The organism is Paracoccus mutanolyticus (assembly GCF_003285265.1).
Lineage (GTDB): Bacteria > Pseudomonadota > Alphaproteobacteria > Rhodobacterales > Rhodobacteraceae > Paracoccus > Paracoccus yeei.
Genome location: NZ_CP030239.1, coordinates 971,254 through 983,201, shown reverse-complemented (window position 1 = coordinate 983,201; position 11,948 = coordinate 971,254). Strand labels below are relative to the sequence as shown.

Genomic DNA, 11,948 nt, shown 5'->3' with positions numbered 1-11,948 from the left:
AAGTTGCCGAATTTGAGCACGAAACGCCGGCCGCTCTTGGCAAAGGCGAGTTGCCTGTCTTCAGGCCGCTGACCTCGGGCATGGGCGGCGGCGGCGGGTCCGGGGCGGGCGGCGCGGTGCTTGCGGGGATCGGGAACTTCGGTTCGAACCTGGGGCAGCCCGGCAAGGCGGTGAACCACCTGCTGCAGGGCCGGCCCGAGCCCGCGATCCGCACCGGGCTGCGGTTCCTGGTCAACACCTCGCTGGGTCTTGGCGGGTTCCTGGACCCGGCCACGGCCGATTTCGCCCTGCCCGAACTGGACACCGATTTCGGCCAGACGCTTGCCGTCTGGGGGGTGGGCGAGGGGGCCTATCTGGAATTGCCGGTGCTGGGCCCCTCGACCCTGCGCGACACGGCGGGGCGGCTGGTCGATCTGGTCATCGACCCGATGCATGCGGTGCTGAACCGCGACGAATACCTGATCGGGCTGGGGATGCGCGCCGACTCAGAAAGCCGGTGATCGGGCGCGGTTCGGCGATTCCGTCGATAGCGTCCTCACGAACGCGCCGATAGTTATGCGCCAGACGCGGCTGATCTGGACCCAGCATCGCCGCCAGGCTGGGTGCGCAAGGAGACGAGATTGACCCTTATGCCGAATGAGACCCGCCGCGGGTTCCTGGGGCTGATGGCCGCGGGCTGCGCCCTGGCCGCCACCCCCGCGCTTGCGCTGAACACCGAGAGCGCGCGCGCGCTGGTCCAGCAATCGCTGGACGAGGTCTATGCCGTCATCAACGCGGGCCAGCCGCCGGCGCAGATGTACCGGGCGTTCGAGGCGATCTTCGCGCGCTACGCCGACGTGGACATCATCGCGCGGTCCGCCCTGGGCCCGGCGGCGCGGCAGGCCGGCGCGGCCGAGTTCGCGGCCTATCGGCAGGCGTTCCAGGGCTATATCGGGCGCAAATACGGCAAGCGGTTCCGCGAGTTCATCGGATCGAAGATCGAGGTGACCGACGCGCGGCCGGTGAAAAGCTTCTTCGCCGTGACCTCGATCGCCTATCTCAAGGGGCGCAGCCCGATGGAGGTCGAGTGGCACGTCTCGGACAAGTCTGGGAAAAGCCGCTATTTCAACATCATCATCGAAGGGGTGAACATGCTGGCGTCCGAGCGGGCCGAGATCGGGGCGATGCTGGCCCGGCGCAAGGGCGACATGGCGGCGCTGACCGCGGACCTGCAACAGGCCGGCTGAAGCCCGGAGGGGGACGACAGAAAAAGGGCCGGCCTTGGGGGCCGGCCCTTGGCATGTCGCGCGGGCGTCACTGCTGTAGACGCCCTCGATGCCGCGCAGGGCCTGGGTCAGCGGGTCGTCGGGCGAGACCTCGGTATCCATGCCGTCGGCCGAGGAGGTCTCGGCCGGGAAGGTGGGGGGCGTGGTGCCCGGCACGCCCGGATCGGGCAGGGTCCGGCCGGGCTGGGCACCGTCGCTGGCAAGCGTGCTGCCCTCGGTCCGGGGCGCCGTGCCCTGCGGCTGGGGCTGGCCCAGCGCCTCGGACAGCGCCGCCGCCAGCGGGTCGGTCGATCCGTCCGGGGTCTGCGAGCTGACCACGCTGGGCACCGCCCCCGAGGCGTCGAAGACGAAGTTGCCCAGCGGCTCGACCGGCAGGCCGTCGTGGATCTCGGCCATCACGGCCTGCCAGATCTCGGCCGGAAGGCCGCCGCCGGTCACGCCCTTCAGCGGCTTGTTGTCGTCGTTGCCCAGCCACACCCCGGTCACATACTGGCCGGTGAAGCCGATGAACCAGGCGTCGCGATAGCTGTTGGTGGTGCCGGTCTTGCCCGCCGCCGGGCGGTTGCCCAGTTTCGCGCGCCCGCCGGTGCCGTGCTGGATCACCTGCTCCATCATGCCGATCAGCTCTCCGGCGGCCTTCTGCGAGATGACGCGCTGGCCCATGCCGCCCGACTGGCCGATCAGCGGCTGGTCGTCGCCCTTGATGCGCAGCTCGACCAGGCCGTAGGGGCGCACGGCGGTGCCGCCGTTGCGGATGCCGGCATAGGCGGCGGTCATGTTCAGCAGGGTCGATTCCGACACCCCCAGCCCCAGCGAAGGGCCGCTGGCCATGTCCTCGTTGGCGGAAAAGCCGAAGTCGGCGGCGACGCGGCGCACGGCTTCGCGCCCGGCGATTTCCTGCAGCCGGATCGTCGCGGTGTTCAGCGAATTGGCCAGCGCGCGGGTCAGCGTCACCTCGCCCATGTAGCGGCGCGAATAGTTCTGCGGCGACCAGGGACCCGAGCCGCGCACGTTGATCGTCAGCGGCGCGTCCAGGATGCGGTCGTTCGGCCCGTAGCCCTGGTCCAGCGCCGCCGCATAGACGAAGGGCTTGAAGCTGGAGCCGACCTGCCGCTTGGCCTGGGTCGCGCGGTTGAAGGTGCCGGTCGCGGTGTTGTCGCGCCCGCCGATCATCGCCCGCACCGCACCGTCGGGCGACATCACGACCACGGCCGCCTGCGCGGTCGAGCCCTTGGCGACCTTTTCGTCGAAGACGCGCTTCAGCGCCCGTTCGGCCGCGCGCTGGATGCGCTGGTCGAAGGTGGTCTTGATGGTCACGTCCTCGGTCGTCTCGCTGGTCAGGAAGCCTGGCCCCGATTCCATCACCCAGTCGGCGAAATAGCCGCCCGCGCGCGCGGCGGCGGCCTTCGACAGCACGGCCGGATGGGCCTTGGCCTGCGCATATTGCGCGTCGTCCAGATAGCCCTGGTCGTGCATCAGCCCCAGGATCACGGTCGCGCGGTCCTGCGCCCGTTCCAGGTTCGAGGTGGGCGCGAAATAGCTGGGCGCTTTCAGCAGGCCCGCCAGCATCGCCGCCTCGGGCGCCGTCACCTCGGCGGCCGACTTGTCGAAATAGCGCTGCGAGGCCGCCTCGAACCCGCGCGCGCCGGCGCCCAGGTAGGAGCGGTTCATGTAGATGTTCAGGATGTCCTGCTTGGAATACTTGAACTCCATCGCCAGGGCATAGGGCACTTCCTTGACCTTGCGCCAGATCGAGGACTTGCGGCACTCGGCCTCGTACTCGGCCTCGGATTTCCAGCGGATCGGGTCGAAGGTCTCGCCCAGGCACAGAAGCTTCGCGACCTGCTGGGTGATGGTCGAGCCGCCGTTGCCCTCCAGCGGGCCGCGCCCGGCGGCCAGGTTGATCTTGACGGCGCTCGCGATGCCCTGCGGGTCGACGCCGATGTGGCGGTAGAATCGCTTGTCCTCGGTCGCGACGACGGCGTTCTTCAGCACCGGCGCGATCTTGTCGGCGCTGACCATGCCGAATGTTTCGCCACGCCAGGCAAAGACCTGGTCGTCGCCGTCCAGCATGGTGACCGAACCCCGGGCACGGCCGTCGAACAGTGCCGAAGCCTCGGGCAGGGTGGTGTAGTAATAGAAGCTGGCCGCCGCGAGGATCGCGACCATGGTCAGCCCCAGGCGCCAGAACGAGCCCCAGACCACCCGCCAGACCAGGCTGACGATCCCGGCGATTCCCCGGCTGAGCACATTGCCGCGCCGGGGCGGCCGCGCGGCCCGCCTGCGGGTCGGTTTGGCCGGCTGTTTCTGCGTGTTTTTCTGGGGTTGGTCGAAATTGCGCTTGTCGGCGACGATCCGGCCCCGGCCGGTGGGTTTCTTCATGCCTGTAATCCTGCCCAGCCGGGTGCTCCGGCCTGATTGGCGCGCAGGATACAGGAAAGCCCCGGGATTGAGAACCGCGATGACCGATCAGTGAACTGCCGCCGCAGGCCGCATTCCGCCGACGCCGTGATGAAAAAGCGGGCTGTCTGCAAGCGGGGCGGGGGAAAACCTGCACAAAGCTTGTGCTTGCGCGAAATCGCCGGATTTTCTGGCAGCGACACGGAACTGCTGCAAGCAGAGAGAAGGTGCAGGAACCATGAAAAGATTACCCGCGATCCCACCCATGATCCCGGCGCTGGCCCTGACGCTGGTCGGGTTGGCCGCGCCGGCCTGGGCGCAGGAGGCACCCGCCCCGGCGGCGGCAGCCGTGGCCGAAACCGTGGCGCCGATCGTCGACAAGGGCGACACGACCTGGATGATGGTCTCGGCCATCCTGGTGATGATGATGACCATCCCGGGGCTCGCGCTGTTCTATGGCGGTCTGGTGCGGGCCAAGAACATGCTGTCGGTGCTGATGCAGGTCTTTACCGTGTTCTGCATCATGTCGCTGCTGTGGGTCTGCTTCGGCTATTCGCTGGCCTTCACCGGGGCGGGCTCGGCCGAGGACGCGACCTGGCTGACGCCCTTCATCGGCGGGCTGTCCAAGGCCTTCCTTGCGGGCGTGAACACCGGCACCCTGGCCGAAACCTTCACGCAGAACGTCTTTGTCCCGGAATATGTCTTCGTCATCTTCCAGATGGCCTTCGCCTGCATCGCGCCGGCGCTGATCGTGGGCGCCACCGTCGAGCGGATGAAGTTCTCGGCCATGCTGCTGTTCGTGGTGATCTGGTTCTTCTTCAGCTACCTGCCGATGGCCCACATGGTCTGGTGGTGGGGCGGCCCCAGCGCCTATGACGCGCCCGCGGGCTATCTGTTCGGCCATGGCGACCTGGACTTTGCCGGCGGCACCGTCATCCACATCAACGCGGGCGTCGCGGGCCTGGTCGCAGCCCTGGTCGTGGGTCCGCGCCTGGGCTTCGGCAAGGAGCTGATGGCGCCGCACAACCTGCCCTTCACGCTGCTCGGCGGCTGCCTGCTGTGGATCGGCTGGTTCGGCTTCAACGCGGGCTCGAACATGGAGGCCACCGGCACCGCCGCCATGGCGATCCTGAACACCACTGTCGCCACCTCGGCCGCCGCGCTGGCCTGGGCCTTCGGCGAATGGCTGTTCCGCGGCCACCCCTCGCTTCTGGGCGGCGTCTCGGGGGCCATCGCGGGTCTGGTCGGGATCACGCCCGCGGCGGGCTTCGTCGGACCGATGGGTGCGATCGTGATCGGCCTGGCGGCGGGCTTCCTGTGCATGTGGTTCGTGATCTCGCTGAAGGGCCGGCTGGGCATCGACGAAAGCCTGGACGTGTTCGGCATCCACGGCATCGGCGGCATCGTCGGCGCCATCCTGACGGGCGTCTTCGCCGCGCCCTCGCTGGGCGGGTCGGGGGTCTTCGACTATGCGACCGGCGCGGTGGCCGAGGGCTACAGCATCGCGGGCCAGGTCGCGACGCAGGCGCTGGGCGTCGTCGTCGCGGTGGTCTGGTCAGGGGTCGTGTCCTTTGTCGCGCTGATGATCGTCAAGGCGGTGATCGGGCTGCGCGTGGCCGCGAACGACGAACGCCAGGGGCTGGACGTGACCGTGCACGGCGAAAACGCCTACAACAACTGAGATCCGCGTCCAGACAGGAAAAAGCCCGGCGCAAGGCCGGGCTTTTTGCGTTTCCGTGCGCGCCCTGTCAGGACAGGCGCGAGACGACGTAATCCGCCAGGTCCGACAGGATGGCGCGCAGCCCGTGGTCGGGCGCGGCCGCAAGCGCCGCCTTGGCGCGCCCGGCCCAGGCGATGGCATCGGCCCGCGCCGCATCCAGCGCGCCCCGCCGCGCAGGATGTCCAGCGCGCGCTCCAGGTCGCCCTCGTCCTGCTGGCCCTTGCCGATGGTGCGGTCCCAGAAGGCGCGCTCGTCCGCATCGGCGGCGGCGATGGCCTTGATGACCGGCAGCGTCAGCTTGCGTTCGCGGAAATCGTCGCCGACGTTCTTGCCGATGGCCTGGGTCGCGCCGCCGTAATCCAGCAGGTCGTCCACGATCTGAAAGGCGATGCCCAGCGCGTCGCCATAGTCGAACAGCGCCCGCTGCACGGCCTGCGGGGCGCCGGCCACGACCGCACCCGCCTCGGTCGCGGCGGAAAACAGCGCCGCCGTCTTGCCGCGCACGATCTGGATATAGGTGTCCTCGGTGGTCGAGACGTCCTGCGCGGCGGTCAGCTGCAGCACCTCGCCCTCGGCGATGGTGGCGCTGGCATTGGCGAGGATGCGCATGACCTGCATGCTGTCGGTGTCCGCCATCAGCTGGAAGCTGCGCGCGAACAGATAGTCGCCGACCAGCACGCTGGACTTGTTGTCCCACAGAAGGTTCGCCGTCGGCCGGCCGCGCCGCTGGCGGCTTTCGTCCACCACGTCGTCGTGCAGCAGCGTCGCGGTGTGGATGAATTCGACCGCCGCAGCCAGCGCCAGATGGCTTTCGCCGGCATAGCCGCACAGCCGCGCCGCCGCCAGCACCAGCATCGGGCGCAGCCGCTTGCCGCCGGCTTCGACCAGATGGGCCGTCACCTCGGGGATGCGCGGGGCGTGGCGGCTGGCCATCCGCTCGCGGATCAACGCGTTGACCGCATCCATATCCCCGGCAAGCTCGCTGGAAAGCCGGTCGAGCGGCTTGGAAACATTTTCGTTCATGCCCATCTGCCAATCCCTTTCGCTGGCAAGCCATTGCCACGCCATGGACACAGGCGCAACCGCCGCTTAACGTCTAGGCCATGAAGGAAGTCCTGCGCACCACCGACCCGCTGACCATTACCCGCGCCGCCGACCTGCTGGAGGCCGAGGGCATCGCGGCCTTTGCGCTGGACCAGCACATGAGCGTGCTGGAGGGATCGCTGGGCATCCTGCCGCGCCGGCTGATGGTCGCGGACCGCGATCATTTCATGGCCAGCGCCATCCTGCGCGACAACCAGATCGGCGATGGCGGCTGAACCGCGCGGCGACGGCTTCCTGGGCGGGCGGCTGCGGATCGCGCAGCCGGCAGGCGGCTATCGCGCGGGCGCCGATGCGGTCATGCTGGCGGCGGCCTGCCCGGCCGAAGCGGGGCAGTCGGTGCTGGAACTGGGCTGCGGGGCGGGGGTCGCGCTGTTGTGCCTGGGCGCGCGCGTGCCGGGGCTGGACCTGACCGGGCTGGAACTGCAGGAGCCTTACGCGGCGCTGGCGCGCGACAATGCGGCGGCGAACGGCATCGCGGCCAGCGTCCTGACGGGGGACCTGGCGCGGATGCCCGGGCCCCTGCGCGGGCAGGGCTTCGACCATGTGATCGCGAACCCGCCCTATTTCGACGCGGGCACCCCGGCGCCCGACGCCGGCCGCGGCGCCGCCCGCCACGAGGACACCCCCCTGTCGCAATGGATCGAGGCCGGGCTGCGCCGCCTGAAGCCCTTCGGCTGGCTGACGCTGATTCACCGGGCGGAACGGCTGGGGGCGATTCTGTCGGCCCTGGGCGCGGGGGCGGGCCAGATCACGATCCTGCCAGTCAGTGCCCGGCAAGGGCGTCCGGCAGGCCGGGTGATCGTCCTGGCCCGCAAGGGCGCGCGTGCCCCCATGCGCTTGCTTTACCCCTTCATCATGCATGAAAAACCGTCACATTTGTCGGATGGCGAGGACCTGACTCCGGCTGCCTGCGCCGTCCTGCGCGAGGGTGCGCCGCTCAACCTGCGGGAGGGGTGATTTTCGGTGACATTGCGACGATTCTGTGTTGCTATCGTAACCGTTCGATCAATCCACGAGGAGGACGATATGTCGGTTGAATCCCATGTTCAGGAGCTTCGCCGTAAACATCAGTCACTGTCGAACCAGATCGAGGCGGCGCATCGCAGCCCCGGCATGGACGAACTTTCGATCTCGCAGATGAAAAAGGAAAAGCTGCGCCTCAAGGAAGAGATTACGCGCCTGTCTCACTGAACCAGGGCTACTCCATCGACACGAAATCATCATTCTCAATGAGAAACGGCCCGCGGATCTCCGCGGGCCGTTGCCTTTGGGGCGCCGGGCGTCAGACGAAGAACTGCCCGCCGTTCGCGCTGATGGTCGAGCCGGTGATGAAGCCCGCGTCGTCCGCGGCCAGGAACGCGACGCAGCGGGCGATTTCCTCGGGCTCGCCCAGGCGGCCGACGGGGATCTGCGGGATGATGCGTTCGTTCAGCACCTTTTCGTCGATGGCGCGCACCATCGCCGTGGCGATATAGCCCGGGCAGATCGCGTTCACGGTGATGCCGGCGCGCGCGCCTTCCTGGGCCAGCGCCTTGGTAAAGCCCAGGTCGCCCGCCTTGGCGGCGGAATAGTTCGCCTGACCGGCCTGGCCCTTTTGCCCGTTGATCGAGCTGATGTTGATGACCCGGCCGAACTTGCGGTCGCGCATCCCGCCCCAGACCGCATGGGTCATGTTGAACAGGCCGGTCAGGTTGGTGTCGATGACCTCTTTCCACTGCTGGGGGGTCATCTTGTGGAACATGGCGTCCCGCGTGATGCCGGCGTTGTTGACCAGCACGGCGATGGGGCCCAGTTCTTCCTCGACCTGGCGGCAGCCGGCGGCGCAGGCGTCGTAATCGGCGACCGACCATTTGTAGGTCTTGATGCCCGTCTCCTCGGTGAAGGCGCGGGCCGCATCGTCATTGCCGGCATAGTTCGCCGCCACCTGAAAGCCCGCCGCCTGCAGCGCCTTCGAGATGGCCGCGCCGATGCCGCGCGACCCTCCCGTCACCAGAGCCACTTTCGTCATGTCCTTCCCCCCTTCTCAAGAGTCATCGTAAAATAGAATTTCATAATAAATGTCTTGCACGCAACATAGTTGCGCGCAAGACCTGATTGATCAGGGACGTTCGACGCAGAGCGCGACACCCATGCCGCCGCCGATGCACAGGGTGGCCAGGCCCTTCCTGGCGTCGCGGCGCTTCATCTCGAACAGGAGCGTGTTCAGGACGCGCGCGCCCGAGGCGCCGATGGGATGGCCGAGCGCGAGGCGCCGCCGTTCACGTTCACGATCGAGGGGTCCCAGCCCATGTCCTTGTTGACCGCGCAGGCCTGGGCGGCAAAGGCCTCGTTCGCCTCGACCAGGTCGAGGTCGGCGACGGTCCAGCCGGCCTTTTCCAGCGCCTTGCGGCTGGCGGGGATCGGGCCGGTGCCCATGATGGCCGGATCGACGCCGGCCGTCGCATAGGAGACGATGCGCGCCAGCGGCGTCAGGCCGCGGCGGCTCGCCTCGTCCTCGGACATGACCAGCACGGCCGCCGCGCCGTCGTTCAGGCCCGAGGCGTTGCCCGCCGTGACCGAGCCATCCTTGCTGAAGGCGGGGCGCAGCTTCTCCATCGCGTCCAGCGTCGCGCCGTGGCGGATGTATTCGTCGGCATCCACCACCGTCTCGCCCTTGCGGGTCTTGATCGTCACCGGGACGATCTCGTCGGCGAATCGGCCGGCCTTCTGCGCGGCCTCGGCCTTGTTCTGCGAGGCGACGGCGAATTCGTCCTGCTGGGCGCGCGAGATCTCCCACTTGCCGGCGACGTTTTCCGCCGTGGTGCCCATGTGATAGTCGTGGAAGGCGTCCCACAGCCCGTCCCGGATCATGGTGTCGAGCATCTTCATGTCGCCCATCTTCTGGCCCGAGCGGATATAGGCGGCATGCGGGGCCAGCGACATGGATTCCTGCCCGCCCGCGATCACCACCTTGGCGTCGCCCAGGATCACCTGCTGGGCCGCCAGCGCCACCGCCCGCAGGCCCGAGCCGCAGACCTGGTTCAGCCCCCAGGCGGCCGATTCCTGCGGCAGTCCGGCCTTGATATGGGCCTGGCGGGCGGGGTTCTGGCCTTGGCCGGCGGTCAGCACCTGGCCCAGGATGGTTTCCGACACCTCGGATGCATCGACCCCGGCGCGCTCCAGCACGGCCTTGATGACGATGGCGCCGAGATCATGGGCGGGCGTGTTCGCGAATGATCCGAGAAAGCTGCCCACCGGAGTGCGGGCGGCGGATACGATCACGGCTTTGGTCATGTCAGGCTCCTTCCCTGAGTGCCGAAATGTCGGCGTCGAGGACAGGTTGCCGTTTCGCGCCGTGGCGTCAAGCGCACTTGGGCAGGCTTGATGGATGATAACGCTGACAGTCCGCCGGGTCTTGCCCATGCCCCCGGCCCGGAGCGTTCCGCACCGCCTTGGGCCCGCGGCCTAGAACCGTTTCGCCGCCGTGCCCGGAGAGCGCCAGGGCGGCACGATGGTCGGCGCGCCGAAGTAATAGCCCTGCAGGCAGTCGATCCCCATGTCGATCAGATAGGCCGCATCCTCGGCCGTTTCGACCATTTCGGCGACGGTGAACATGTCGAACTGATGCGCGATGGATTGCAGCGCGCGGGCCAGCACCTGATTGTCGCGCTGGGCGGAAATGTCGCGCACGAACTGGCCGTCGATCTTGATCATGTCGAAGCAGAAGTCGCGCAGGTAGCGGAACGAGGTATAGCCCGCGCCGAAATCGTCCAGTGCGAAGCTGACGCCGCTGGCCTGCAATTCGCTCATGAAACTGCCGACCATCTCGGGCAGGCCCATGGCCGAGCTTTCGGTGATTTCCAGGATCAGCCGTTCGCCGATGCTGCTGTCGCCGTTCATGCCCTGGCGCAGCGTGCGGATCCAGGCGGGGTAGCCGATCGAGCGCGCCGACATATTGATCGACAGCCGGATCGAGGGCTCCTCGGCCAGGGTCTTCAGGCCCAGCGACAGCGAGAGACGTCGATCTGGCGGCCGAGTTCGGTGGTTTCGGCCAGCGGCATGAAGTCGCGCAGCGGCACGATGCGGCCGGTTTCGTCGATGATGCGGATCAGCCCTTCGTGAAAGGCGACATGCTGGGGACGGCCGGACTGCACGACGGGCTGATAGGCCAGCACCGCGTCGCCCCGGGCGACGGCGCGGCGCACGGTGGCCATCGTCAGGCGGGACTGCTGGTCCACGGCAAAGTCCAGCGGAGAGCCGAGTTCGTCAGAGGGATCAATCGGGTCGGTCATGCCATGGCTCCTGTCTTCAGCAGCAGTCTGGCGATTATCCGCTAACATCGGGTAAACCGCAGGGGATTTCTCGACTCAGGGTTAACGGAAATGAATGACGGCCGATGCGCCTGGTGCGGGACCGATCCGCTGTATGTCGCCTATCACGACACCGAATGGGGCGTGCCGGAACGCGACCCGCGCGCGCTGTGGGAAAAGCTGGTGCTGGACGGGTTCCAGGCGGGCCTGAGCTGGATCACCATCCTGCGCAAGCGCGCGGCATTTCGCGAAACCTTCGAGGGCTTCGACCCCGAGCGCGTCGCCCGCTGGGGCGAGCCGCAGATCGAATCGGCGCTGAAGAACCCCGGCATCGTCCGCCACCGCGGCAAGATCGAGGCGACGGTCAAGGGCGCGCGGCTGTTTCTGGAGATCGAATCGGCCGAGGGCTTCACGCCCTTCATCTGGTCCTTCACCGGCGGCCGCACCATCCAGAACGCCTTTGCCAGCATGAAGGAGGTGCCGGCCAGTACGCCCGAATCCGCAGCCATGTCCAAGGCCTTGAAAAAGCGCGGCTTCAATTTCTGCGGCCCGGCATCACTTATGCCTTCATGCAGGCAATGGGCCGATCAACGACCACATGACCAGTTGCCCCAGTCACGCCCGCGTCAAGGCGCTGTCGCCTGGCGGATAAGCGCCTTGGCGGTATCCGACGACCAGTCGGCGCCGCCCATCAGCCGGGCGATCTCGTTGCCCTCGCGGTCGATCAGCAGCGTCACCGGCAGGCCCATTACCCCCATTTCGCGCGCAAGCGCCTGGCGCGGGTCCAGCAGGACCGGCAGGTGGGTGATGTTTTCCTCGTCCAGGAACTTGCGCACCGCGGGCGGGGGATTGTGCCCGGCCGCAATCGCCACCACGGCGAAATCCTCGCCGCCCATCTCGGCCTGCAGCGCATCGAGCGAGGGCATCTCCTCGCGGCAGGGGGCGCACCAGGTCGCCCAGAAGTTCAGCAGCACCACCTTGCCCTTGTAATCGGCCAGCGAATGGGTGCCCCCCTCGGGGTCGGTGAAGGTCGTCGCGGGCACCGGCCTCGGGTCGGTCTGTTGCAGCTTGGCAAGCCCGCCGTCATGCGCGGCCTGCCAGTCGATCTCGCCCGCCCATCCGGCGTTTGCACCGATCAGCAGTGCCGTATAAAGAACCAGCCAACGCATT

Annotated in this window: 8 protein-coding genes and 5 pseudogenes; 7 read left to right on the top strand and 6 right to left on the bottom strand. The window is 67.8% G+C overall.

What is annotated here, in order from left to right; all coding sequences use genetic code 11:
* Window positions 1–50: 50 nt before the first annotated feature.
* Together DPM13_RS05380 and DPM13_RS05375 are read left to right on the top strand one after the other, a co-directional pair.
* Complete coding sequence (locus tag DPM13_RS05380; RefSeq protein WP_223252366.1) at window positions 51–500, top strand: MlaA family lipoprotein; 450 nt, start codon at window positions 51–53, stop codon at window positions 498–500.
* 129 nt (window positions 501–629) lie between these two features.
* Complete coding sequence (locus tag DPM13_RS05375) at window positions 630–1,226, top strand: MlaC/ttg2D family ABC transporter substrate-binding protein (protein ID WP_028718994.1); 597 nt, start codon at window positions 630–632, stop codon at window positions 1,224–1,226.
* Between the two features lie 69 nt (window positions 1,227–1,295).
* Here the strand turns inward: DPM13_RS05375 and DPM13_RS05370 are convergent.
* Window positions 1,296–3,647 (bottom strand): annotated as a pseudogene (locus tag DPM13_RS05370) (transglycosylase domain-containing protein); the annotation flags it as partial.
* A 256-nt stretch (window positions 3,648–3,903) separates the two neighbouring features.
* On the opposite strand from DPM13_RS05370, the gene DPM13_RS05365 reads away from it, so the two are divergent.
* Window positions 3,904–5,346, top strand: a complete 1,443-nt coding sequence (locus DPM13_RS05365) for an ammonium transporter (protein WP_112887601.1) — start codon at window positions 3,904–3,906, stop codon at window positions 5,344–5,346.
* A 67-nt stretch (window positions 5,347–5,413) separates the two neighbouring features.
* Here the strand turns inward: DPM13_RS05365 and DPM13_RS05360 are convergent.
* Window positions 5,414–6,414: pseudogene (locus DPM13_RS05360) on the bottom strand (polyprenyl synthetase family protein).
* A gap of 74 nt (window positions 6,415–6,488) precedes the next feature.
* Here DPM13_RS05360 and DPM13_RS05355 point away from each other — a divergent pair.
* The 3 genes from DPM13_RS05355 to DPM13_RS05345 all read left to right on the top strand — a co-directional run bounded on the left by DPM13_RS05355 (window position 6,489) and on the right by DPM13_RS05345 (window position 7,680).
* Window positions 6,489–6,704 carry a putative signal transducing protein gene (locus DPM13_RS05355; RefSeq protein WP_112887600.1) on the top strand — a complete coding sequence of 72 codons (216 nt, stop codon included), beginning with the start codon at window positions 6,489–6,491 and terminating at the stop codon, window positions 6,702–6,704.
* On the top strand, window positions 6,694–7,446 hold the full coding sequence (locus DPM13_RS05350) for a tRNA1(Val) (adenine(37)-N6)-methyltransferase (protein WP_112887599.1): 753 nt from the start codon (window positions 6,694–6,696) through the stop codon (window positions 7,444–7,446). The genes DPM13_RS05355 and DPM13_RS05350 overlap by 11 nt, the downstream gene beginning before the upstream one ends.
* A 69-nt stretch (window positions 7,447–7,515) precedes the next feature.
* Complete coding sequence (locus DPM13_RS05345) at window positions 7,516–7,680, top strand: YdcH family protein (RefSeq protein WP_080620993.1); 165 nt, start codon at window positions 7,516–7,518, stop codon at window positions 7,678–7,680.
* 91 nt (window positions 7,681–7,771) lie between these two features.
* Here the strand turns inward: DPM13_RS05345 and phbB are convergent, their stop codons facing one another.
* From phbB to DPM13_RS05330, 3 genes and pseudogenes are all read right to left on the bottom strand, one after another.
* Window positions 7,772–8,497 carry an acetoacetyl-CoA reductase gene (gene phbB / locus DPM13_RS05340; RefSeq protein ID WP_112887598.1) on the bottom strand — a complete coding sequence of 242 codons (726 nt, stop codon included), beginning with the start codon at window positions 8,495–8,497 and terminating at the stop codon, window positions 7,772–7,774.
* 90 nt (window positions 8,498–8,587) lie between these two features.
* A pseudogene (locus DPM13_RS05335) lies at window positions 8,588–9,762 on the bottom strand (acetyl-CoA C-acetyltransferase).
* Window positions 9,763–9,933: 171 nt separating this feature from the next.
* Window positions 9,934–10,760 (bottom strand): annotated as a pseudogene (locus tag DPM13_RS05330) (EAL domain-containing protein).
* 90 nt (window positions 10,761–10,850) lie between these two features.
* Between DPM13_RS05330 and DPM13_RS05325 the strand changes: the two are divergent.
* Window positions 10,851–11,430 (top strand): annotated as a pseudogene (locus DPM13_RS05325) (DNA-3-methyladenine glycosylase I).
* Here the strand turns inward: DPM13_RS05325 and DPM13_RS05320 are convergent.
* Window positions 11,405–11,947, bottom strand: coding sequence for a TlpA family protein disulfide reductase (locus DPM13_RS05320; protein WP_112887597.1), 543 nt, complete (start codon window positions 11,945–11,947; stop codon window positions 11,405–11,407). The pseudogene DPM13_RS05325 and the gene DPM13_RS05320 overlap by 26 nt on opposite strands.
* Window position 11,948: the final 1 nt, after the last annotated feature.

Coding starts and splice junctions, on each gene's coding strand:
- DPM13_RS05375 (WP_028718994.1), top strand. CDS start 630: ATGCCGAATGAGACCCGCCGCGGGTTCCTGGGGCTGATGGCCGCGGGC.
- DPM13_RS05365 (WP_112887601.1), top strand. CDS start 3,904: ATGAAAAGATTACCCGCGATCCCACCCATGATCCCGGCGCTGGCCCTG.
- DPM13_RS05355 (WP_112887600.1), top strand. CDS start 6,489: ATGAAGGAAGTCCTGCGCACCACCGACCCGCTGACCATTACCCGCGCC.
- DPM13_RS05350 (WP_112887599.1), top strand. CDS start 6,694: ATGGCGGCTGAACCGCGCGGCGACGGCTTCCTGGGCGGGCGGCTGCGG.
- DPM13_RS05345 (WP_080620993.1), top strand. CDS start 7,516: ATGTCGGTTGAATCCCATGTTCAGGAGCTTCGCCGTAAACATCAGTCA.
- phbB (WP_112887598.1), bottom strand. CDS start 8,497: ATGACGAAAGTGGCTCTGGTGACGGGAGGGTCGCGCGGCATCGGCGCG.
- DPM13_RS05320 (WP_112887597.1), bottom strand. CDS start 11,947: ATGCGTTGGCTGGTTCTTTATACGGCACTGCTGATCGGTGCAAACGCC.